At 64.5% G+C, this 23060-nt stretch carries 21 protein-coding genes; 15 read left to right on the top strand and 6 right to left on the bottom strand.

Annotated features, from left to right (window positions below; genetic code table 11):
• The first annotated feature begins 16 nt into the window (after nt 1-16).
• Both U5A58_RS24090 and U5A58_RS24085 read left to right on the top strand, forming a co-directional pair.
• A complete protein-coding gene (locus U5A58_RS24090; RefSeq protein ID WP_321963327.1) occupies nt 17-1264 on the top strand; it encodes an NAD(P)/FAD-dependent oxidoreductase in 1248 nt (415 codons plus the stop codon).
• A gap of 19 nt (nt 1265-1283) precedes the next feature.
• Nucleotides 1284-2147 (top strand): sugar phosphate isomerase/epimerase, encoded by an 864-nt coding sequence (locus U5A58_RS24085; protein WP_321963326.1) that lies wholly within the window; start codon nt 1284-1286, stop codon nt 2145-2147.
• A gap of 10 nt (nt 2148-2157) precedes the next feature.
• Here the strand turns inward: U5A58_RS24085 and U5A58_RS24080 are convergent, their stop codons facing one another.
• The gene (locus U5A58_RS24080) at nt 2158-3222 is read right to left on the bottom strand and encodes a LacI family DNA-binding transcriptional regulator (protein ID WP_321963325.1); all 1065 of its coding nucleotides are present in this window, start codon (nt 3220-3222) and stop codon (nt 2158-2160) included.
• A 209-nt stretch (nt 3223-3431) separates the two neighbouring features.
• On the opposite strand from U5A58_RS24080, the gene U5A58_RS24075 reads away from it, so the two are divergent.
• The 5 genes from U5A58_RS24075 to iolG all read left to right on the top strand — a co-directional run bounded on the left by U5A58_RS24075 (nt 3432) and on the right by iolG (nt 9129).
• The gene (locus U5A58_RS24075) at nt 3432-4277 is read left to right on the top strand and encodes a TIM barrel protein (protein WP_321963324.1); all 846 of its coding nucleotides are present in this window, start codon (nt 3432-3434) and stop codon (nt 4275-4277) included.
• A 159-nt stretch (nt 4278-4436) separates the two neighbouring features.
• Nucleotides 4437-5363, top strand: coding sequence for a sugar ABC transporter substrate-binding protein (locus U5A58_RS24070; protein WP_321963323.1), 927 nt, complete (start codon nt 4437-4439; stop codon nt 5361-5363).
• Between the two features lie 57 nt (nt 5364-5420).
• Entirely contained in the window at nt 5421-6965 is a 1545-nt protein-coding gene (locus U5A58_RS24065) for a sugar ABC transporter ATP-binding protein (RefSeq protein WP_321963322.1), read from the top strand.
• Nucleotides 6966-7015: 50 nt separating this feature from the next.
• Entirely contained in the window at nt 7016-8038 is a 1023-nt protein-coding gene (locus U5A58_RS24060; protein WP_321913308.1) for an ABC transporter permease, read from the top strand.
• A gap of 68 nt (nt 8039-8106) precedes the next feature.
• Complete coding sequence (iolG, locus tag U5A58_RS24055) at nt 8107-9129, top strand: inositol 2-dehydrogenase (protein ID WP_321963321.1); 1023 nt, start codon at nt 8107-8109, stop codon at nt 9127-9129.
• 136 nt (nt 9130-9265) lie between these two features.
• Here the strand turns inward: iolG and U5A58_RS24050 are convergent, their stop codons facing one another.
• Complete coding sequence (locus U5A58_RS24050) at nt 9266-10777, bottom strand: CoA-acylating methylmalonate-semialdehyde dehydrogenase (protein WP_321913310.1); 1512 nt, start codon at nt 10775-10777, stop codon at nt 9266-9268.
• A 184-nt stretch (nt 10778-10961) separates the two neighbouring features.
• Here U5A58_RS24050 and U5A58_RS24045 point away from each other — a divergent pair, with 184 nt between their 5' ends.
• Both U5A58_RS24045 and U5A58_RS24040 read left to right on the top strand, forming a co-directional pair.
• Nucleotides 10962-11903: a LysR family transcriptional regulator gene (locus U5A58_RS24045; protein ID WP_321963320.1), complete on the top strand. Its 942-nt coding sequence runs from the start codon at nt 10962-10964 to the stop codon at nt 11901-11903.
• Between the two features lie 111 nt (nt 11904-12014).
• A complete protein-coding gene (locus U5A58_RS24040) occupies nt 12015-13202 on the top strand; it encodes a phytanoyl-CoA dioxygenase family protein (RefSeq protein WP_321963319.1) in 1188 nt (395 codons plus the stop codon).
• Nucleotides 13203-13332: 130 nt separating this feature from the next.
• Here the strand turns inward: U5A58_RS24040 and U5A58_RS24035 are convergent, their stop codons facing one another.
• Nucleotides 13333-14226 carry an SDR family oxidoreductase gene (locus U5A58_RS24035; RefSeq protein WP_321963318.1) on the bottom strand — a complete coding sequence of 298 codons (894 nt, stop codon included), beginning with the start codon at nt 14224-14226 and terminating at the stop codon, nt 13333-13335.
• An 80-nt stretch (nt 14227-14306) separates the two neighbouring features.
• On the opposite strand from U5A58_RS24035, the gene U5A58_RS24030 reads away from it, so the two are divergent.
• A complete protein-coding gene (locus tag U5A58_RS24030; protein ID WP_321963317.1) occupies nt 14307-15152 on the top strand; it encodes a helix-turn-helix transcriptional regulator in 846 nt (281 codons plus the stop codon).
• Nucleotides 15153-15293: 141 nt separating this feature from the next.
• Here U5A58_RS24030 and U5A58_RS24025 read toward each other — a convergent pair whose 3' ends face one another.
• Nucleotides 15294-16262, bottom strand: coding sequence for a hypothetical protein (locus U5A58_RS24025; protein ID WP_321963316.1), 969 nt, complete (start codon nt 16260-16262; stop codon nt 15294-15296).
• Nucleotides 16263-16545: 283 nt separating this feature from the next.
• Nucleotides 16546-17037 (bottom strand): LEA type 2 family protein, encoded by a 492-nt coding sequence (locus U5A58_RS24020; RefSeq protein WP_321963315.1) that lies wholly within the window; start codon nt 17035-17037, stop codon nt 16546-16548.
• A 274-nt stretch (nt 17038-17311) separates the two neighbouring features.
• Between U5A58_RS24020 and U5A58_RS24015 the strand changes: the two genes are divergently transcribed.
• From U5A58_RS24015 to U5A58_RS24000, 4 genes are all read left to right on the top strand, one after another.
• Nucleotides 17312-18442 carry a GGDEF domain-containing protein gene (locus U5A58_RS24015; RefSeq protein WP_321963314.1) on the top strand — a complete coding sequence of 377 codons (1131 nt, stop codon included), beginning with the start codon at nt 17312-17314 and terminating at the stop codon, nt 18440-18442.
• Between the two features lie 166 nt (nt 18443-18608).
• A complete protein-coding gene (locus U5A58_RS24010; RefSeq protein WP_321963313.1) occupies nt 18609-18869 on the top strand; it encodes a hypothetical protein in 261 nt (86 codons plus the stop codon).
• A gap of 155 nt (nt 18870-19024) precedes the next feature.
• Nucleotides 19025-20056 (top strand): GGDEF domain-containing protein, encoded by a 1032-nt coding sequence (locus U5A58_RS24005; protein WP_321963312.1) that lies wholly within the window; start codon nt 19025-19027, stop codon nt 20054-20056.
• Between the two features lie 287 nt (nt 20057-20343).
• Nucleotides 20344-21123, top strand: coding sequence for an ABC transporter substrate-binding protein (locus U5A58_RS24000; RefSeq protein ID WP_321913320.1), 780 nt, complete (start codon nt 20344-20346; stop codon nt 21121-21123).
• Nucleotides 21124-21229: 106 nt separating this feature from the next.
• Here U5A58_RS24000 and U5A58_RS23995 read toward each other — a convergent pair whose 3' ends face one another.
• Nucleotides 21230-22126: an AraC family transcriptional regulator gene (locus tag U5A58_RS23995; RefSeq protein WP_321963311.1), complete on the bottom strand. Its 897-nt coding sequence runs from the start codon at nt 22124-22126 to the stop codon at nt 21230-21232.
• 152 nt (nt 22127-22278) lie between these two features.
• Here U5A58_RS23995 and U5A58_RS23990 point away from each other — a divergent pair, with 152 nt between their 5' ends.
• The gene (locus U5A58_RS23990) at nt 22279-23058 is read left to right on the top strand and encodes an SDR family NAD(P)-dependent oxidoreductase (RefSeq protein ID WP_321963310.1); all 780 of its coding nucleotides are present in this window, start codon (nt 22279-22281) and stop codon (nt 23056-23058) included.
• Nucleotides 23059-23060 lie beyond the last annotated feature (2 nt).

Below are 23060 nucleotides of genomic sequence, written 5' to 3'. Positions count from 1 at the left end.
CCAGGGGAGACACAAGATGACGGCCACGGAACGGGTGATGGCGATTGTCGGGGCGGGCCATGTTGGCGGGCGCGCCGCCCAGACGTTGCGCGAAGCGGGGTGGCGCGGCCGCATTGCGCTGATCGGTTCGGAGCCGCATTTGCCGTATGAGCGCCCGCCGCTTTCCAAAGCACTCCTGACGGGTGAGCGCAGCCCCTCGCAATGCGGCCTGCGCTCGCCCGAAGCCTGGCGCGAGGATAACGTCGAGCACATCGTGGCGACTGTGCAGGCGATCGATCCCGTGGCGCGCACGCTGCAACTGGGCGACGGCGCGACGCTCGCCTACGAGGCACTGCTGCTGGCAACGGGCGGTCACGCGAGGCGCCTCACGATTCCGGGTGCGACGCTCGCGAATGTGCTGACCCTGCGCACGCTGGACGACGCAGCGGCAATCGGGCCGCGGCTTGCGGCGGGGTCGCGCATCGTCGTCGTGGGCGGCGGGTTCATCGGGCTCGAAGTCGCGGCCTCGGCCCGCGCGCGCGGCTGCGACGTCACGCTTATCGAAGGTGGTGCGCGACTCATGGGCCGCGCCGTGCCCGCTGTGATCGCGGCGCGCGCTCATGCGCTGCATGAGCGCAATGGCGTGCGTATTCTGCCGAACTGCGCGCCGCAGGCAATCGAGCGGCTCAGCGACGGCACGCTCAACGTGCTGCTGGAAAACGGCGATACGCTGCGCGCCGATACGGTGATCGTCGGTATTGGCATCGAGCCTGCCGATGGGCTCGCACGTGCGGCCGGCATCGAAGTCGAGCGCGGCATCGTCGTGGACGAGGAACTCGCGACCTCCGTGCGCGGCATTTATGCCGCCGGTGACGTGGCGCTGTTTCCGAGCCGTTTCGGTTCGCATCGCATTCGCCAGGAAACCTGGCACAACGCGGAAACCCAGGCACGCGTAGCGGCGCACAACATGCTCGGTGCTCACGACGCGTATCGCGAGTTGCCCTGGTTCTGGTCCGATCAGTACGATCACCAGTTGCAGGTTGCGGGCGAGCCGGCGCTTGGCGTGAGTTCGGTCGTGCGCACCCTGGCTGGCGACGCGGAAATCCACTTCGAACTCGGTGGCGACCAACGCCTCGTTGGCGCGAGCGGATTCGGACCGGCCAGTGCGCTTGCCAAGGAAATGAAGCTGGCGCGTATGCTGGTGGAGCGCGGTGTGGCGATTGCGCCGGCGCAGTTGCCAGATGCGTTGGCAAACCCCGAGGTCAAGCTCAAGAGCCTGCTTTGATACAAAATACGGAGACATGATGGCGCAACGACTCCTGGTGTTCCAGTCGCTCTGGTCGATGGAACGCCGCCACACCGACGGCTACGAGCGCACGCTCGAAGACAATGTGCGGATGATCGCCGAAGCGGGGTTCGACGGCGTGAGCGCGCACTGCACGAATCGCGAGGACGTAAAACGTCTCGCGGAACTACGCAAGACATACGGGCTGGCGGCGGAAGGCCAGTGCTTCCCCACGACCGTGGACGACCTGCAGCCGGTGCTCGAGCTTGCCACCGAATTCGGTCTGCACCATGTCGACCTTCAACCCGACGTGCGCCCGCGCACGCAGCGCGAGGCGCTCGCGTTGCTGGACGGCTGGCAGCGCCTCGCCGACCAGGTGAACATACCCGTCTACATCGAAACGCATCGCGACCGCATGACGACGGACCTGTATTTCACGCTCGATCTGCTCGACGCGCGCCCCGACCTCAGGCTGCTCGGCGACATATCGCACTACCTCGTGGGGCGCGAATTCGCATGGCCGGTATCGCAGGAGAATCACGCGCTCATGCATCGCATCCTCGATGCTTCCTGGGCGTTTCATGGCCGCGTGGCGAGCCGCGAACAGGTGCAGATCGAGCTATCGTTCGCGCCGCACCGCAAATGGGTGGATCTCTTTCTCGACTGGTGGCGCTACGGCTTTCATTCGTGGCGCAAGCGTGCGGGCGCGGACGAGACGCTCGCGTTCACCTGCGAGCTGGGGCCGCAGCCTTACGCGATCATTGGCCCGGACGGCAACGACACGACCGACCGCTGGCGCGAATCGCTGCTCATGCGCGACTGGATTCGCGAGCTGTGGCTAGACGTCGAGAAGGAATCTGCGCGCGAAAGCGCCGCAGCCTGAAACGGGAAGGTCAATTCCCGACACCCAGATACGGATTGCGTCGCACATTCGCCGAGCAGAAAATCCGGAACTCCACCGGCCCCGGAGGCGCGGGCGTTTCGAGCACGCCGCATGCGTTGAGCGCATGCTGCAGCGCCGAGATGACCTGGCCGTCGGGGTCCTGGTCGATGGCGATATCCATCGTCCCCTGCTCGATGTACTGGCGGTGCAGGTCGAGCATTTCGTGGCCTGCCCACACGATTTTTCCCACCGCGCCCACCTTGCGCAACGCGGCCTCGATGCCCGCCGACGCATAGCCGCTGTTGTAGATGCCGACCACGCCGCCGCGTTTGAGCGACTTGAGCACCGCGCGATGGCATTGGTCCACGTCGTCGAGCGTTTCCACCGCTTCCTCGTCGCAAACGAGGTGCGGAAACGATTCGGCCAATTGCTCGCGGCACCCGCTGATCCGCTCGATATGCGCGTGATAGTCCTTGCGCGAGCAGATCAGCAGCACGCGGCCAGGCGCTTTCGCGAGGCGCCCGACGAAATAGCCCGCCGTGCGTCCCGCAAGCCGGTTGTCGATGCCCGCGTAATGCACACGCTCGACCGCTTCGATATCGGTGACCATCGTCACCACGGCCTCGCCCTGGGCGATCACGGTGCGCAGCGCGTCGCGTACCTGGGCCGTGTCGTGCGTGGTCACGATCAGGCCCGCGCGTTTGTAATTCGGCTTCAGGATGGCGCGAGTAATCACGGTGTCGTCGGCTTCGGGCAGGAACTGCCGATGCAGCACGATGCGCCGGTCGAGCATTTGCATGGAGCGTTCAAGGCCCTGCGTCAGCCGCTGGAAAAACGGCGTGTTGTTTTGCGGCAGCAAGACGTCGATATGCACGAGCCCGTGATGCGGTTCGGGTAACACACGCGGCACGCCGAGCTGGCGCGCGGCCGCGACGACGCGCGTGCGCATCGCGGCGGACACGCTGCCGCGCTCGTTGAGCACACGGTCGACCGTGGCGGGGCTCACGCCCGCGGCTTCGGCAATCTCCACGAAACGCGCCGTGCGCTTGCGGCGCGGCGAAGCGGTGTCCGTCATGGGGCGTCTCCATCTGTTTTGTTTTCCTGCCGGCATTTGTCGCGCGCGGCGTTGTGGCATTGCAGCACGAAGCGCAGTTTTTTGCCGCGCTGCCGCTGACGAAAAATCATCAATCTTTTCGTTGAGGCGCGTCAATGGGTCGCCTACCTTTTCTACATCGCGCAGGCAGATGAAGAAACCAACAGCTTGGCAATCGACAGGAGACAACGATGCGAGACGTGCAGCAGTTTTCCCTCAACCGCATGAGCGCGCCCAAGCTCGGCTTTCCCGAGTATGTGGGGCTGTGCCAGCGACTGGGCATCGATGCGATTGAGATCCGCAACGATCTGCCGGGCATTGAAATGACCGATGGCACGCCCGCCGCGCAAATCAAGGCGGCGTGCGTTGCGGGTGGGCTCACCATTCTCTCGATCAACGCGCTGCAGCGCTTCGAGCAATTCGATGCGACGCGCATGCGCGAAGCCGTTGCGCTCGCACGCTATGCCGCCGAGTGCGGCGCGAAGGCGCTCGTTCTGTGCCCCACCAATTCGCTGCTCGACAATCGCTCGCCGGGCGAGCGTCACGCCGACCTGGTCTCCGCGCTCGCGCAACTCAAGCCCATTCTCGAAGATCACGGCCTACTGGGACTCGTGGAAACGCTCGGCTTCGAAGAGTGCGCGCTGCGCCGCAAGTCCGACGCGGTAAAGGGCATTTATGACGCGGCAGGCGAGCGTCATTTCAAACTCGTGCACGACACCTTTCATCATCACCTCGCGGGCGAAGACATCTTCTATCCTGATCTCACCGGCCTCGTGCACATCTCGGGCGTGGAAGTAAGCACGCTGAAAGTCGACGAGATGCGCGACGGCCATCGCGTGCTCGTGGGCCGCAACGACCGTCTCGGCAACGTGCGTCAGCTCGCGGTGCTGCGCGCGCGTGGCTATCGCGGTTACGCCTCGTACGAACCGTTCGCCGATGAAATCGCACAGGCGAGCGATATCGAACAGCGCCTCGCGGCGAGCATGAGCCATATCCGCGAAGCGCTCGAAGCCGCGAGCTTGCGCGAGGCCGCTTAAGGCTTGGTCGCGGCTTATCTGCGTCACCCCGCAGTACCGAAGTCGTAACTGACCGTGCGCAGTTGATTCTGCCTCGCACGGCAGCAGAGGTTTTGCGCGCCGGAAAAAGCGCTCGGCCATTAACCAGCGCGCAAAACCGACAAACATACGGAGACAGCCATGAACATCCTCACCCGCTCGCTGCTTGCGTTCGCGCTGGCAGCTGCCATCCCCTTTTCTGCATCGGCCAGCTCGACGATAGGCGTGACCATGGCGCACTTCGACGATAACTTCCTTACCACCGTGCGCGAGTCCATGGCCGCGGAAGGAAAGGCGAAGAACGTGACGCTCGACTTCGAAGACGCGCAAGGCGACGTGGGCCGCCAGGTGAGCCAGGTCGAAGCGTTCGTCGCGCAGCATGTGGCGGCCATTATCGTGAACCCGGCCGATGCGTCCGCAACGAAACGCATGACCAACGCCGCGCGCAAAGGCGGCATTCCAATCGTGTACGTCAACCGCAAGCCCGACGAGCCAATGGGCAACGGCGCGTATTTCGTGGGGTCGGACAGTCTCGTAGCGGGTCATCTGCAAATGGAGTACCTCGCGAAAAAACTGGGCGGGCACGGCAATATCGCGGTCATGCTCGGCGAACTCTCGACCGACGCCACGCGCGACCGCACACGCGGCGTGAAGGACATCCTCTCGAAGAATCCGGGCATTCATATCGTCGCGGAGCAGACGGCGAATTTCGACCGCAGCCAGGCGATCAATCTGATGAGCCAGTGGCTCAGCGCGGGCAAGAAGTTCGACGCCATCGCCGCCAACAACGACGAGATGGCGCTCGGTGCGCTGATCGCGATGCGCCAGGCCGGGGTCTCGCCGAAGACGGTGCTGGTGGGCGGCGTCGACGCCACGAAGGACGCCTTGTTTGCGATGTCGAAGGGCGACCTCGCCGTGACCGTGTTTCAGGACGGCAAGGGCCAGGGCAAGGCCGCCGTCGACATGGCAGCGAAGGTCGCCGGCGGCGACAAGAGCGTGCAGAGCGAAGCGTGGATTCCCTATCAGCTTGTGACGCCTGATAACTACAAGGGCTTCGTGAACCGCTAAGCCGCGCTCGCTCCGGGCAGTTTGTCTTCTCAAGCAGTTTTCCAGGCGAGAGCGATCATGCCAGATTCGACTATCGCAGCACCGGCGGCGCACGCAACGCAGGCCGCCTTCTTCGTCCCGCTACTTGCGGCGCAGCACGTCCGCAAGGCATTTCCCGGCGTGATTGCGCTCCATGATGTTTCCATCGACATCCATGCGGGACGCGTTCATGCCTTGATGGGCGAGAACGGCGCGGGCAAGTCCACGATGATGAAGATCATCGCAGGCGTGTATGCGCCCGATGGCGGAACGTTGCGCTTCAAAGGCGAGCCCGTCACGCTGAAGTCGCCGCGCGACGCGCTCGACCGCGGCATTGCCATGATTCACCAGGAGCTGAACCTGCTGCCCGACATGACGGTGGCGGAAAACATCTGGATACGGCGCGAGCCGCGCAACCGCATTGGCCTGGTTGACCACGGCGCACTGAACCGGCGCACGCGCGAACTGTTCCAGCAGCTTGGCATCGAGATCGATCCGCAAATTCAGTTAGGCAAGCTGAGCATTGCGAACCGGCAGATGGTGGAGATCGCGAAAGCCGTGTCGTTCGATTCCGACCTGCTGATCATGGACGAGCCGACTTCGGCCATCACGGACAAGGAAGTCGAGCACCTCTTTCGTATCATTGCGCAGCTGAAAGCACGCGGCAGGGCGATCATCTACATCACCCACAAGATGGACGAGGTGTTCCAGATCGCGGACGACATTTCGATCTTCCGCGACGGACACCATATCGTCACGCGCGCCGCGTGCGAATTCGACAAGCCGTCGTTGATCGCCGCGATGGTGGGACGCGAACTGACGCAAGTGTTCCCGAAGGAGACGGTGCCGATAGGCGAAGTGGCGCTCTCGGTGCGCCATCTCGGCCGTCGCGGTGCTTTTGCGAATGTGAGTTTCGATGTGCGCTATGGCGAGATTCTTGGCGTGGCGGGTCTGATGGGCTCGGGCCGCACCGAGGTCATGGAATCGATCTTCGGCATGTATCCCGCAGATCAAGGCGAATTGCTGTTCGACGGTAAGGCAAAAGCGATCCGCTCGCCTGCAGACGCCATTCGCGCCGGCGTGGCGTTCCTGACCGAGGACCGCAAGGGCACGGGACTCTTCATGCAGCTTTCCGTGGGCGAAAACATGCAGATTTCGTCGCTCAAGCGGCATTGCGCGTTTGGCTTCGTACGGCAGCAGCGCATGGACGAAGAGTGCGAGCGGATGTGCCGAAGCCTGAAAGTGAAAACGCCGGGACTCGCGCAGATTATCGAAAACCTGAGTGGCGGCAATCAGCAGAAAGTGCTGCTCGCCAGGTGGCTGCTCAATCAACCCAGGCTGCTGATTCTCGATGAGCCCACGCGCGGCGTGGACGTGGGCGCCAAGGCCGAGATTCACGCGCTCATCACGCAGCTTGCGCGCAGCGGCGCCGCAATCATCATGATTTCATCGGAGTTGCCTGAGGTGCTCGGCATGAGCGACCGCGTGGTGGTCATGCACGAGCGCACGGTGAGCGGCATTCTCCCGCGCGAGCGCGCCACGCAGGAAGCCATCATGACGCTCGCATCGGGCGAGCGGATCTGAATCCGGCACATCGGCAAATCGACAATTCGACGCAAGAGAAGGAGACGGACATGCGAGTATCAGCGATCAACGGCGCCGCCGACGCGGCGGCCGCAGCGCCCCGCAAGTGGCGCTTCCCCCAGGAAACCAGCATTCTCGTCGTGCTCGTAGCCATTGCGCTCGTGTTCGAGGCGCTGGGCTGGATCGAACGCGGCCAGTCGTTTCTCTACAACCCGCAAGGATTGCTGATCATGGTCCTGCGCGTTTCGGAGATCGGGCTCATCGCAGTGGGCGTCACGATGGTCATCATCGCGGGCGGCATCGACTTGTCGTCGGGTTCGCTCGTCGCGTTGTCGGCCATGGTCGCAGGGAGCTTCGCCCAGGCCGGCGGCTTTGGTGCGACGGTGTTTCCCGGCGTGGCCGATTTGCCGGTGTTCGTTCCCGTGCTGGCAGGCGTGCTCGTGGGCGGCGTGTGCGGACTCCTGAACGGTGCGCTGATCGTGCGCTCGAATGTGCCGCCGTTCATCGTCACGCTGGGCATGATGGTGTCGGCACGCGGCCTGGCGCGCTATTACACGCACGGCCAGCCGATCTCCATGTTCACCGACGCCTATTCGGCCATCGGCTCGGGCGCGCGGCCCGTGGCGATCTTTCTCGTAGCCGCCCTGATCTTTCATGTCGTGCTGCGCTATACGCGCTTTGGCAAATGTCTCTATGCAATCGGGGGCAACGTGCAGGCCGCGCGCGTGTCGGGTATTGGCGTGGGGCGTAACCTGATCGCCGTCTACGCAATCGCGGGGCTGCTGAGCGGGCTGGCGGGCGTGGTGGTGTCGGCGCGTGCACAAACCAGCCAGTCGGGCATGGGCCTTTCGTACGAACTCGACGCGATTGCCGCAGCCGTGATCGGCGGCACGAGTCTCGCGGGCGGAGTGGGGCGCATTACCGGCACCGTGATCGGCGCGTTGATTCTGGGCGTGATTTCGAGCGGCTTCATTTTCCTCGGCATCGACTCCTATATTCAGGAAATTGTGAAAGGCGGAATCATCGTTGCCGCCGTGATCGCCGATCAATATCGCAAGCGCCGCGCGCGTTGAGAGCGTATTCGTAGTTCATCGACATCGCAGTAGAGGCCACGTCTGGAAGAGACATAACGGAGAACGTAATGATTGAGTTTGCTTTGTTCGGTGCGGGTCGAATCGGCAAGATTCACGCTTCAAATCTGGTTCGCCAGCCGGGCGTGCGATTGAAATACGTCGTGGACAGGCATGCGCCTTCCGCGCAGGCGCTCGCGCACGCGCACGGCGCACAGGTAGCCAGCGTGGCGCAGGCGCTCGAAGATCCGGCCATTGGCGCGGTGGTGATCGCTTCGAGCACGAATACGCACGCGGATTTGATCGTCGCCGCCGCGAACGCGGGCAAAGCGGTGTTCTGTGAAAAGCCGGTCGATCTGACGGTCGCTCGCTCGCGAGAAAGCGCCGAGGCGGTGCGGCGCAATGGCGTGGTTTGCATGATCGGGTTTCAGCGGCGTTTCGATCCGACCTTTGCGGCGCTCAAGGCACGCATCGAGCAGGGCGAAATCGGCGACCCGGAAATGCTGATCATCACGAGCCGCGATCCGGGCGCGCCGCCCGTGGACTACATCAAGAGTTCGGGCGGCATTTTCAAGGACATGCTGATTCACGACCTCGACGTGTTCCGCTGGATTCTCGGCGACGAAGCGCTAAGCCTGCACGCCACCGGCAGTTGCCTGACCGACCCGAAAGTGGCCGCGGCGGGCGATATCGATTCGACGGCCGTGACCATTCGCACGCGGCGCGGCCTGCTTTGCCAGATCAACACGTCGCGGCGCGCCGCGTATGGCTATGACCAGCGCTTCGAAGTGCTGGGCAGCATGGGCATGCTCCAGGCGGGCAACGTGCGCCCGACGCAGGTAAGTGCGTGGACGGCGGCAGCGGTTTCGACAGACGTGCCCGAGCCGTTCTTCCTCGAACGGTATCGCGAGGCGTATGCCGCGGAAATGGCGCACTTCGTGCAGGCGCTGACGAAGGGCACGCCGGTTCGCACGACGATCGAGGACGGCGTGAAGGCGCTTGAGTTGGCGGAACTCGCGACGTCGTCGTGGAAGACGGGCGCGGCGCTCGATGTCGCAGTGGAAGAGCAGCGCCAGTTGGCCACGGCGGCGTAGGGTGTTCCCAATCGGCTCGCCGGTGTCACCTCTGCTCCCGGCGGGGGCAGAGGTAAAGCAGTGCCTACGTGCTCCTGCGCGACGAACCATAAAAAAAGCCCACATGAAGTGGGCTTTTTGCGCTCACCAACAATCTTTACTTCGCCACCGGCATCGAAAACTCCGCACCCTTTTCGGTGCTTTCCGGCCAGCGCTGCATGATCGACTTCTGCTTCGTATAGAAGCGCACGCCTTCTTCGCCATACGCGTGCATGTCGCCAAAGAGGCTGCGCTTCCAGCCGCCAAAGCCGTGCCATGCCATCGGCACCGGAATCGGCACGTTGATGCCCACCATGCCCACTTCGATCTGGCGGCCGAACTCGCGCGCCACGTTGCCGTCGCGCGTGAAGCAGGCCACGCCGTTGCCGAACTCGTGGTCGTTGATCAGTTGCACCGCTTCGGCAAAGTCCTTGGCGCGCACGCAGGCGAGCACCGGCCCGAAGATCTCTTCCTTGTAGATGCGCATTTCCGGCGTGACGTTGTCGAACAGCGTGCCGCCGGTGAAAAAGCCATTCTCATGGCCGGGGACCTTCAGGCCGCGCCCGTCGACCACGAGCGTCGCGCCTTCTTCCACGCCGGTCGCGATATAGCCTTCGATGCGCTCGAGCGCCTGCTTCGTGACGATCGGGCCCATTTCCGCGTCGGCTTCCATGCCGTTCCTGATCTTCAGCGTGCGGGCGCGCTCGGCAAGGCGCGGCACGATCTTGTCGGCCACGTCGCCCACCAGCACGGCCACCGAGATCGCCATGCAGCGCTCGCCGGCCGAGCCGTAGCCCGCGCCGATCAGCGCATCCACGGTTTGTTCGATATCCGCGTCGGGCATCACGACCATATGGTTCTTCGCGCCGCCCAGCGCCTGCACGCGCTTGCCGTGCTTCGCCCCGGTTTCGTAGATATAGTTCGCGATCGGCGTGGAGCCCACGAAGCTCACGGCCTTCACGTCGCGGTGCGCGAGGAGGGCGTCGACCACGACCTTGTCGCCCTGCACAACGTTGAATACGCCGTCGGGCAGGCCGGCTTCCTTGAGCAGGCGTGCCATGAAGAGCGAAGGGGAAGGATCGCGCTCACTAGGCTTGAGGATGAACGTGCAGCCCGCTGCGAGCGCCACCGGGAACATCCAGCACGGCACCATGCAGGGGAAGTTGAACGGCGTGATGCCGGCCACGACACCCAGCGGCTGGCGCACGGTCCAGTTGTCCATGCCCGTGGAAACCTGTTCGGTGTAGTCGCCCTTGAGCAGTTGTGGAATGCCGCAGGCAAATTCGATCACGTCGATGCCGCGCGCGACTTCGCCCTGCGCGTCGGAGAACACCTTGCCGTGCTCGGCCGTGATGATGGCTGCGAGTTCGTCCTTGTGGCGGTTCATCAGTTCGAGAAAACGCAGCATGACGCGCGCGCGGCGAATCGGCGGCGTGTCGCGCCAGGCCGGGAACGCGGCTTTCGCGCTCGCCACGGCGGCGTCCACATCGGCCACTTCGCCCAGCACGAGGCGGCGCGCGGCGGCGCCGGTCGCGGGGTTGAAGACCGCTTGCGTACGGTCGCCCGTGCCGCGTTCGGTCTTGCCGCCGATGAAGTGGATCACGTCTGCGGAATCGGTGTAAGCCTGCATGTCATCTCCTCGTCTGGTGAGTACGTGCCGTCAGTCTACGGAGACCGCGGGGCCCGGGAAAGGCTCTGTCGCTGAATTGATTGTTTTCAACGGTGAACAATCGCTCGCGAAGTCTGTGAAAGATTGCCGGGCGGCATGCTAGTATCGGCGCGGGAATCACGAGCTTTGAGGCGGACTTTCACTCATGGATACGCAGCGAGTCGAGGCGCTCTGGACGCATTTGCACTGGCTCAATGTGCTCGCCACCCAGGGCAGCTACACCGCGGCGGCGGCGCGCCTCGGCGTGAGCAAGGCGGCAGTGAGCCAGCGCATTGCCGAACTGGAGCGGGTGGCGGGCGTACCGCTTGTGCAGCGCACCACGCGCAGCGTGCGCTTCACGGAAGCGGGGTTGCGCCTCGTGGAAGACACGCGCGCGCAATTCGACAGCATCGCCGCGAGTTTTGCGAGCGTGCGCGAGATGGCCGATGTTGCGCGCGGCACCGTGCGCGTTACCGCGCCCGTGGCCTTCGCGCGCCAGCAACTGGTGCCGCGGCTAGCGCAGTTTTCGCGCGCGCATCCTGAAGTGCGCGTGCAACTGGAACTCTCCGACCGGCTCACCTCGATTGCGAGCGAAGGGTTCGATCTCGCGATCCGCCATAGCGCGCAGGTGCCCGAAACGCACGTGGCGTGGAAACTGTGCGACACGCGCTCGGTCATCGTCGCCACGCGCGCTTACCTCAAGCAGCGCGGCACGCCGCAAACGCCAGCCGATCTCGCGCAGCACGACTGTCTGTTCTATCCGCGCGCGTTGGGTGCGGGGGTGTGGTCGTTTGAAAGAGCCGGCCGCCGAGCGGAAGGCGCGCGCGAGACAGTGACGGTGAACGGCCCATTCTCGGCGAACAACAGCGAAGCGCTGCGCGACGCGGCGCTCGAACATCTCGGCATCGCGCTGCTGCCCGACTTCAGCGCGCAGGCCGCCCTGCAGGCGGGCAAGCTCGTAGTGCTGCTGCCCAACTGGCGGCCGGTGGGCGCGTTTGCTTCGCAACTGCACGTCGTGCGGCCGTATGGGGCGCAGGTGCCGCGTGCGGTCAAGCACTTCACGGAGTTTCTGCGGCAGACGTTCAAGGATGGCTTTGCATTGGCGTGACAGAGGTGTGCGACGCCGTGCCTGCGCCTTGCTGATGTGTTTTCGATAGATTTTTGGTATCCACGGCGCCCGGTGCCAACGTTATGCTTGAGTCAAACTGGAGGCAGACGCATGAATCAGCACGAGACATCTTCGGCGGATTTGGGGCGGCAATGGTACGCCGAACGCGAATGCTCGCTCGATGCATTTGTGAACCGGCTGCGAGACGACGGCAGCCCGTTGCGTTTTGCCAGCGATGTGCGGCAGCGCATTCCCGTGTACGACTGCCAGGCACTCCAGACCGTGCTCGACGACGCGGCGCAGCGCGCGCAGTTGCAGGCCGAGTGGGCGTACGTGCTGTGCGACGGCGCTGGCGTGCTCGTGCTTGTACGCGCTTACGCGAACACGCGGCCCGTGGACGAAGCGACCGCCGTGTTCGAATCGATCATTCGCGACGAGCGGGAGCAGGGCGCAAGCGGTGCAGACCATTTTGCCAAGGCAGGCGCGAACGACCGCATCTGGAATGCGCAACAGAAGCTCTGCCTGAAAGCGCCCGGCGTATTCGTCGATTACTTCGCAAACCTGCCGCTCATGGCCATTTGCGAGGCGTGGCTGGGACCGTGCTATCAGACGACCTCGCAGGTCAACGTCGTGCGTCCTGGCGGCGCGGCGCAGGAGGCGCACCGCGATTATCACCTGGGATTCCAGACGATCGAGGAGGCGCAACGCTATCCGGCGCACGTGCATCGCGTGTCGCCTTTCCTCACGCTCCAGGGGGCGGTGGCGCACAGCGATATGCCGGTCGAGAGCGGGCCGACGAAACTCCTGCCGTACTCACAACGCTATGCAGAGGGCTATCTTGCATGGCGGCGCGGCGATTTCCGTGAGTATTTCGAAGCGCATTGCGTACAGCTGCCGCTCGCAAAGGGCGACGCGCTGTTCTTCAATCCCGCGTTATTTCATGCGGCGGGTGCGAACCGCACGGCCGACGTGCAGCGCATGGCGAACCTGCTGCAGGTTTCGTCGGCGATGGGGCGCGCCATGGAGGCGCTCGACCGCACGAGCATGTGCGAAGCGGTTTATCCCGTGCTGCGCGAGCGCCGCCAGGGCGTTGCAGTCGATCTGGCGACCGTTGCGGCGATCGCGTCCTGCGCGGAGGGCTACCCGTTTCCCACGAATCTCGACCGCGACCCGCCCGTGGGCGGCCTCGCGCCGGAAAGCCAGCAGGCGCTCATGCTGCGCGCGCTGCGCGAGGACTGGGATCCGGGCAGATTCGCGCAGGCGTTGCGCGCGCAGGACGCGCGACGCGACCCGGCGTAAGCGCTGCGACGGTCTTATCGTGCACGGGTGTGTCTCGTGGCTGCTATCGACCACGAGACGGCAAGTCTACGAGACTTGAAAGGTGAGGATATTCAGGATTGCATAGGAGTCATCTGGCTCGACCTGAAGCTCACACCTCAGCAAAGCGCGCTTCGTTCAGATCGGCAATGAGCGTCGGACCGGTCGGGCGCCAGCCGAGCCGCGCCTGGGTGAGCGCGCTCGAAGCAGGCATGTCCATGCCGACGAACATACCCATCCACCCGAAATGCGCGGCCGCGTCCTCCAGCGCGATCGAAACGGCCGGCAGGCCAAGCCCGCGGCCCAGCGCCTCGGCTATTGCGCGGCTGCTCACGCCTTCCTCGCCGACCGCGTGGTAACGCGCGCCGGGCTGTCCTTTTTCCACGGCGAGCCGGTACAGGCGCACGACGTCGGACAGATGGCCAGCCGGCCAGCGGTTCAGGCCGTCGCCCACGTAGGCGCAAACGCCTTTTTCGCGCGCAATCGCGACGAGCGGCGTAATGAGCCCCTGACGAAACGGATTGTGGACCTGCGGCAGCCGCACCGCGCCCACGTTGAGCCCTTGTTCCAGCAGCAGGTGCGCGGCCAGTTCGGACGCAATGCGCGGGTTGGGATGGCTCGCATCGAAGACATCTTCGCTCGCCAGTTCGCCGTGCGCTCCGCTGCCGACGCCGGTGCCGGAGGTAATGAGCAACGGTCGATCGGACCCGGCGAGCGCGGCGCCGAGCGCCGCGATGGCGCGCTGGTCCTTTTCGCAGTTCTCGACGAAGCGCGAGAAGTCGTGATCGAAGGCGGTATGGATCACGGCGTCTGCCTGCTCCGCGCCGCGGCGCAATGTCTGCGGCTCCTCCAGCGTGCCGCGATGCACGCGCGCGCCCGCCTTGGCGAGCGCCTGCGCGCCGGCTTCGGAGCGGGTCATGCCGATTACCTCGTGGCCGGCTTCGATGAGTTCCGGCACGAGCGCCGAGCCGATGAAGCCGGTCGCACCGGTCAGAAAAATACGCATGGTCATCTCTCCTGGGTCATGACTGGCGTACTATCTCCAAATTTTCTATACCGTTAAAGTAGTGAGCTCATCATATTAAGATGACTAACAGGCTCTCCATTCCGATTCATTCGGCGGGCTCGCTCGGCGACTTCCTGAGGCGTTGCCGCACGCGGCTCGACCCGGCGAGTTTTGGCTTCAGCGGCCGCCGGCGCACGCCGGGGCTGCGCCGCGAAGAAGTGGCGCAGCGCGCCAACATCAGTCCGACCTGGTACACGTGGCTCGAACAGGGTCGCGGCGGTGCGCCTTCGCCGGAGGTGCTCGAGCGCATATGCGGCGCGCTGATGCTCACCGATCCGGAGCGCGAGCACCTCTTCATGCTGGGGCTCGGGCGCCCGCCCGAAGTGCGCTACAAGGCCGTGGACGGCGTCAATCCGCGGCTGCAACGCCTGCTCGACTCGCTGCGCTTCAGCCCGGCCATCGTCAAGACGGCCACCTGGGAGGTCGTGGCGTGGAATCGCGCCGCCGCCATCGTGCTGACCGACTACGGCAAGCTGCCGCCCGGGCAGCGCAATATTCTGCGCTTCCTGTTCTGCAATCCGGACGTGCGCGCCAAGCAGCACGACTGGGACAGCGTGGCACGCTTCGTGGTGGGCGCGTTCCGGGCCGACGTGGCGCGCGCGGGCCTCGTTTCGGCGGTAGGTGAACTCGTCGAGGAACTGTGCAGCGTCAGCCCCGAGTTCGACGCCCTATGGCGCGACAACGAAGTGCCTACGCACGCGGAAGCCGACACTGTGAAGCGCCTGCACCATCCCACGCTCGGGCTGATCGCGCTGGAGCAGTCGGCGTTTTCCGTCGATGGCCGGCCGGACCTCCACATGATCGTCTACAACCCGGTCGATGCGGAGCAGGCCGAGCGCATCAAGGCGCTAATCGAGCAGTCGTAACGCCGCCGCTTCAATGCCATAAGAGCGCGATGAGAATGATGATCGGAATCGGAACGCCGAGCAGATAAAGAAGAATCGAGCGCATGTCAGCCTCCTCACGGTTCGGATATTGGCGTCATTGCCATGTCGATAAAGGTCGCTTCAAAACTCGCGCATCCGGCCGCCGATCGTCGCCATCAGACTCGCGGCGAATGCCCCGATCAGCAGGGAGATGAAGAGCCACAACGTCACGTGGACGGTCGCCTTGCGCGCCGTTTCCACCGCGGCGCGCGCGGCGCTTTCCTCGGCTTGCGCCTTTTCCTGCAAGCGCGACCAGGTGGTCGTGACGCGGGCGCGGGCATCGGCTGGCGCGAGTCCGGTTTTTTGCGCCACGATGCGCGCCACGTAGTCGCTGTCCTCGGGCGAAAGCGCGCCGCTGGCAGGCTGGCCGTTGAGAAAGATGCGCGCGATCTCCTGTTTCTGTTGCGCGGTCGCGAAGACCTGGTCCGCGCCCGAGGTGTCCGAAACGCCTGAGGTGGCCGCCGTGGCGGCGGGTGCCGCAGCGCCTGCGGCCGGGCGCAGCATGCCGTCGATCAGATAGCCCATGGGCCAGGTGCTGTAGGCGGCGAGGGCATTGCCGCGGTTGAGCGCGCCAGTGCCGCTCGCCATGCGTTCGGCGCTTTGCGCGCCCACGTTCACGCCCTCGCGCGCGAGCCCTGAAATGGCCGACGTGAGGATAGCGGCGGAGAAGAGTGTGGCGAGCGCCCAGGCAAGAAAGCCGTGCGCGGTGTCGCGAAAGTGGGTCTCGTCGGTGCCGATGCCGGGCCAGTGCCGGCGCAGCCGCCCCGCAAGATAGCCGCCGAGGCCGGCGGACATCACTTGCGTGACGCAGATCCAGATAATGGCCGCCACACCGAAGGTTTTCGCGTGCGCGCCGCTCCCGGGCCATGGCGAGAGGGACGAAAGGCCGAGGCCGGTGCCGAGCGTGAGCAGAATGAGGGAAAAGGCGGCCATGCCCACCGCGCCGGCCAGGATCGCGCTCCAGGAAACGGCGGCGCGTACGCGTCCAATTGGCTGCTCCGCGGCGCGTGCGGTGGCGTATTCAGCCGCAAGTCGATCGATGTCTTCCATGGCGCTCCCCCTTTTCGGTCGTGAGCCTGCGCAGCGCAGTGAGGCGGCAGGCGGGTCGAGAGTCGCAGCGCAGGAAGCGTGCCGCGCGTCGGGGGCTGAGTGTCGGTGTGCTTGTCAGCAGCTTTTGGGCCGGGCGTGCAGATGCCAGTACGGCCGTGAACCGGTCAAGGCCGATGGGTTTCACGAGGTGCCGATAGAAGCCGCTCCGCGCCCGGCTGTGCGGGCGGCTGCGCTTGAGCGGGGCGGCTAGCCGCGGCGGCATATCGCGCCGCCGGCCGCTGCGTCACGGGCCGAGCAGGCCCCCGGTCGGCAGCGAAAGCTTGCCGTGGTCGACGAAGCGCGTGCCGCCGCCTATGCCGCCTGCCAGGCGCCCGCGTATTTCGTAGGGAATGCTGCCCGCCTGCGCCCGGCCCGCAAGAGCGAAAGCCTGGCGCACGGCGGAGAATGCCGGCACGGTCAACGGCACGACGAGCACCGTTTCTCCGAAGCGCGGCACGACGCCGCTTTGATCGCTTACGCCGCTGGCGAACGACTGACCGTTGAGATCGAGCTGCAGCGACACGCCGCTAAACTCGACCGGCGCGTCGTTGGGGTTCTGGATGCGCAGCTTCACGTTGAAGCGCACCTCCATGCCTTCGCCCTGTAGCGGCTCGAGCCCCGCCACGCTGACCTGTAGCGCGTCCTTGCCCAACCCCGCGCATGCGCCGAGCCAGAAGACCACGCAAAGCAAGGCGCAGATAAGTCGAACTGCGCGGCCGGTGTCATGTGCTGGCATGGGAAGTCCCTCGTTCGTAGCGTTCTCAGGAGCCATTTAGTGTAGCGTCGATCCGTCACGGGTTTCACGTAGCTGCATTGATCCAGGCGAAACCTGCGATACGATATGTCCCCGGCGCTTCTGTGTCATGCGTGACTGCAGCTTAAATTATTTTCAATTGGCTTTCGTCGATCGCGCGCTCCCGCGCGCGTCCCGATTCTCTTCTTTCGTCGCCCGGCCCGTTCTCATGCTCAGCGCCTTCGCTCTATTCGGGATCTTGATCGTATCTTGCCTGATGAGCGTCGCCATCCTGGGCTCGTTGATTCGAACCGCCGTGCCGGGCGTGGTCCGCTGGTGTCTGGGCTATGCGCTGCTCGCCGCCGCCTCCACGTGGATTGTGACCTCCGCGCCGCGGGCCGGCGGGATCACGATTGCCGGCGCTTCGATCGCGACTTTGGGCGCCGCGGTGCTGCTCGTGCAGGGCACGCGCGAGTTCTTCGGCCAGCGTGCCGTGTGGGGCGCGGAATCCGTAGCGCTGGTCGTCATTTGTGCGGCGCTCGTGTATTTCACGTGGGTGTCGCCCAACGTCGACGCGAGGGGCGTGCTCGTTTCGCTGGGCCTGATCTACGGGCGGCTCGCGGTAGCCACGCTGGCGCTTCGGCACGCCTCGCGCGAGGGCACGCGCTACGCATGCCGGTTCATCGCCGTGGCCGCCGGGCTCGGCGCGCTCGTTTATGTCGCGCGAATCGGTGCGATTGTCTTCGGCGCCGCGCCGTCACTTTCGTTTGTGCAGCCGTCGCCGTGGAACGTGGCGCTGCTCGGGCTCGCCATCCTCACGTTGCCCTGCATGTCGATCGGCATGGTGATGCTCGCTCACGACCGGATCCTCGGGAGAATGGAAAAGCTCGCGACGATCGACGAGCTAACGGGCGCACTCACGCGCCGTGAGTTCATCGCCCGCGCGCAAGTCCTGCTTTCGCAAGCGCGGGAGAAGGGCGATCCCTTGTCGATCGCGATTCTCGACATCGACAATTTCAAGGCCGTGAACGACGGCTTTGGCCACGCGGTGGGCGATCGTATTCTTTCGCACGTCGCCTCGGTCGTCACCGGCCAGTTGAGATCGTGCGATCTGTTCGGCCGGTTGGGTGGCGAAGAGTTCGCGATCCTGTTCGCCTACGCGCAAAAGCACGACGCAGCGACGTTGACGAATGCGCTGAGGCTCGCTGTCGAGCGGTCGTCCGCCGAAGGCGTGCACTGCACGCTTAGCGCAGGCGTTGGCCGGTTCGTGCCGGCCGATACACTGGGGAGCGCGATGGTGCGGGCCGACGCTGCGCTTTATGTCGCGAAGGCCGCGGGGCGTAATCGCGTCATCATGACATCGGATGCCGAAGAGGGCGAAGCGCGCTACCTGGCCGAATCCCGTTGAATCGCGCTGCATAAATGCTTGCCTGGTAAATTTATTCCAGGGAGAATTCTCGCTGACGAAACCGGCAGCGACGCCGGCTTCGTGCGGCCCGGCGCGTCGTACCGGGCAAGTCAATCACTTCTCGGGCAATGGCGTCCGCAACGGTGGTCATGCCGGATATCCGCCCATGTTCAAGCGCATTCTTTTCGAACTCGCCCGTGTGTTCGTTCCCGATGAGCGAAACCCCGACTCGCCCGCTTTGATCGATCTTTCGCGCAGCGCTTTCGATACAGCGGCCATCGAGGCGGAAAGCACGCTGTCCCGATTGCGCGACAGTGCGGGCACGCGTGCGGCCCGCTCGCGCCGCTGCGTCTGGAGGCTTCGCGAAGTCCGCCGCGAATTTCGCCGCGAAGTCCGTCACATCGTTCAGCCGGTGCCGCGCTTCTAATGCGCTAATACGCTCGCCCGCAATCAGGGAAAAAGCGAGGGATAAAGCGGCGTGGATTCGTCATAAAAAACCTGCTACTGTAATTCGCACAAAAACCCGGCTGGAAGGACCGTTGCCAAAACAGGGTTTCAATTGTTTTACAGTGAATAGCCAATATGGATGAATTGCTTGAGCGCCTTTCCCAGAAGGTTGTTGCGGCCCAGAATCTGGAAGGTCTCGTGCGGCCGCTTCTCGAGATGCTTGGAATATTGACCGGACTTGAGTCCACCTACCTGACATCGGTCGACTTCAGCCGCGAGGTGCAGACCGTCCTCTATTCGCGCAACGACGGCGACGTGGAGATCATGGAGGGCTTGCAGGTTCAGTGGTTCGACACTTTGTGCAAGCGCAGTCTGGAAAGCGGGCGGCGCGTGGTCAGCAACGTCAGGGACATTTGGGGCGACTCGCGCGCGGCCTCCGAACTCGGGATCTGCACCTATGCCAGCGCGCCGGTCTGCGCGCAAGGCGGCGCCGTCATCGGTACGCTATGCGGCATTAGCCGCGAGAGCCGCGAAGTCAGCTCACGGGCGCGCGGCGCGCTCAACGTCTTTGCCAAACTGATCTCGGAACATATCGAGCGCGAACGGCTCATCGAACGACTCACGCTCACCAATGAGCACCTGGCACAACGCGCCCTGATCGACGACATGACGGAGCTGCCGAACCGGCGCGCGCTGCATGAGGAACTCGGCCGCCTGATGGCGCAGGCCGCTTCGGACGGCTCGTATGTCGTGGTTTGCATGATCGACCTGGACGGCTTCAAGGAGCTAAACGATCAACGCGGCCATGCGGTGGGCGACCAGTTCCTGCAATCGTGCGCCGGGCGTTTGCTGGCGGCGACTGCCGATCGAGGTCTGCTTGCGCGCATTGGCGGCGACGAGTTCGCATTCGTTGCATCGGGGCCGGCCGATTACGATCAGGCGGCGAGCATGGCCGAAGCCGTCGCGAGCCATGTTTCCTCAGTGACGGCAGGGGAATACACCTTGCCGAGCATGCGTCTGCAATATGGGGGGGCGGCCGCCGGATGCGTGGCGGTTCGCTTCGTGAGCGCGCAGCAGGCGCTCGACCAGGCGGACCATGAGATGTACCGCGTCAAGCGCTTGCGGCGCGCGGCTCGCGCGGGCAAGAGCAACTGGACGTTCGGATAAGCCGCCTTCAATCCTCCTGCGACCGGTTAAGGGTCTTCCCTGCCAGGCAAGCGGGTTGGCCCCATTCGGCCTGCGTTTCTCCCAGGGTTCTCCCGCGCCATAGGTGTTTCCGCGTGTTTTTGACATCTCGACGCGTGTATTCTGGACTGCTACCTTGCCCGGCGCAGGTGCACCCGCAGCGTCGACCACGCTTGCGGCGCGCGCCGCTGGGGAACGTCCGTGCCGCAACCCTGCGGGCGGAGTCCATGTCTTGACCACCCTGTATATCCAGAACCTAGGGGGATCCCATGAAAAAGTTGTTTGCAGCCGTGTCTATTGCCTTGATCTCCGTCACGGCCAGCTCCGGAGCATTTGCGGCGGACACCATTCGCTTTGGTGTCGATGCGAGCTATCCGCCGTTTGAATCGAAAGCACCGGACGGCAAACTGGTTGGCTTCGACATCGATCTCGGCAACGAGATCTGCCACCGTCTGAATGCGAAATGCGTCTGGATCGAAAACGACTTCGACGGCATGATCCCGGCGCTCAAGGCGCGCAAGTTCGACGGCGTGCTCTCGTCGATGTCGATGACCCCCGCACGCAAAGAGCAGATCGCGTTCTCGGACAAGCTGTTCAACACGCCGACGCGTCTCGTCGCCAAGACGGGCTCGGGCATCATGCCGACCGCGGAATCGCTCAAGGGTAAGCGCGTGGGCGTGGAGCAGGGCACGATTCAGGAGACCTACGCCAAGGCCCATTGGGCGGCGGCTGGCGTGGAGGTCGTGCCTTACCAGAACCAGGATCAGGTCTATCAGGACCTGCTGGCCGGCCGCGTAGACGCGGCGCTGCAAGACGCCGTGCAGGCCGAAGTGGGCTTCCTGAAGTCGCCGCGCGGCCAGGGCTACAGCTTCGCGGGCGGCGACCTCGACGATCCGGCGACGCTTGGCAACGGCGCCGGCATCGGCCTGCGCAAGGAAGACACCGCGCTCAAGACGAAGATCGACGGCGCGATTGCCAGCATCATCAAGGACGGTACGTACAAGAAGATCGAGAAGAAGTACTTCGACTTCGACGTGTACGGCAAGTGACGTTTGATCGATGACGCGCACGGCGCGAAAGCGGACGCATCGCTTTCGCGCCGCGTGTCACATACGCCAGTTAAGCCACCTAAGTCACCTAGGTCACCTATGTCACCTAAGCGGCCTCGCGCATTGCCTTCGCCTGGGTCGAGTCTTTTTTCGGTGGCGCGCCAAACATCCGCGTGTATTCCCGGCTGAACTGCGAGGCGCTCTCGTATCCCACTTCGAATGCGGCGGCCTGTACGCTCATCGAAAGCGAGAGCAGCAGTCGGCGGGCTTCCAGAAGCCGCAACTGCTTCTGGTATTGAAGGGGCGGCAGCCCCGTCAGCGCCTTGAACTGGCGGTGAAACGCCGACGCGCTGAGCTGGGCAAGCGCCGCCAGGTGTTCCACCCGCACGGGCTCGGCAAACCGCTCCCGCAAATTTTCTACCGCGCGCAGCAGGCTGAGAGAAGGGCTTTCGGTCGACGCGAGCCGAGCGATTTCAGATCCATTCGGACCCCTTAGCAGCCAGTAGCAGATCTCGCGCATGAGCATGGGGTACAGCATGGCGATCGCGTCGGGCGTTTCCAGCAGGCGCACGGCGCGCAGCGCGCAATCGGCAAGCGGGCCGTCGAAGTTCGCGACGAACACGCCGCGGCTCGCCTCTGCCGCCGGCGCGGGCGCAGGCGACATCTCTTTCGCCACGGCGCGCAGCATGGCCAGGTCCAGTTCGAGAATCAGAACCAGGCAAGGTTTGTCCGGGCTCGCTTCGAACACGCGGCCCCGCGACGGCGTTTGAACGCCGACCACGAGCGCCTGACCGGCCCGGTATTCGAGTTGCGCCCCGCCGAAACTGGCCCATTTTGCGCCTTGAGCGACGATGCACAATGCCGGGCGCGCCGAGCGAAACGTGGGCGGCGCGGGGTGGTCGGAGCGCAGAATGAGCAGTCCGTCGACCGCGGTGCTGTATGGGCTCGTGCCGGGCTGCGTTTGCGTGTAGCGCAGCAGGGCGGCGGCCAGTTCGTTCGTCATGGCGGCTCGCTAAGGATCGCTAGAGGGAAAGGGCGCCGAGGCATGTTAGTCAGCGAAGCAGGAATAGGCAAGAATCGGGCAGGTTCGGGTATTCACTCGCCGGTGGCGCCAGGCGGAGAATCGACGCCATCCAAACTAGCGAGAGGTGCCAAATGGCAACGAACAACGGCGGTCAGTCGGGCCCGAAAATCGCGGTCGTCACCGGCGGCAGCCGCGGCATTGGCCGCGACACCGTTCTGCGGCTGGCAAGCCGCGGCGTCCGCACGGTCTTTACTTACAACACCAATCGGGCCGAGGCCGAGAAGGTTTGTGCGCAGGTTGCAGAGGCGGGCAGCCAGGCGATCGCCCTGCAACTGAACATGGCGAATTCTGGCGCGTTCGACGACTTCGTTGCGCGCCTGCGAGAAGCGCTCGGAACGCTGAACGCCACGGGCTTCGATTATCTGGTGAACAACGCCGGAATTTCTTCCACTGCCACGCTTGCCGCCGGCACCGAAGCGGAACTCGACGCGCAGTTCGCGGTGCACTTCAAGGGGCCGTTTCTGTTGACGCAAAAGCTGCTGCCGCTCATTCATGACGGCGGCCGGATTGTGAACGTCTCCTCGGGGCTTGCGCGCTTCGCGTTTCCGGGCCGCGCGATTTATGGGCCGATGAAGGCGGCGGTCGAAGCGCTCACGCGCTATATGGCGCTCGAACTCGCGCCGCGCCGAATCGCGGTCAACGTCGTGGCGCCAGGCGCCATTGCGACCGACTTTAGCGGCGGCATCGTGCGGGACAATCCGGAGGTCAATAAAGCGGTGGCGGAACACACCGCGCTCGGCCGCGCGGGATTGCCGACTGACGTGGGGCCGGTTATCGCGGGTTTATTGTCGGATGACTTTGGGTGGGTGAACGCGCAGCGCATCGAGGTGGCTGGCGGCATGCATATTTGATT

Source organism: Paraburkholderia sp. J7 (assembly GCF_905220155.1).
In the GTDB taxonomy this organism is placed as follows: Bacteria; Pseudomonadota; Gammaproteobacteria; order Burkholderiales; family Burkholderiaceae; genus Paraburkholderia.
This window is presented reverse-complemented; position numbering and strand designations above follow the sequence as displayed.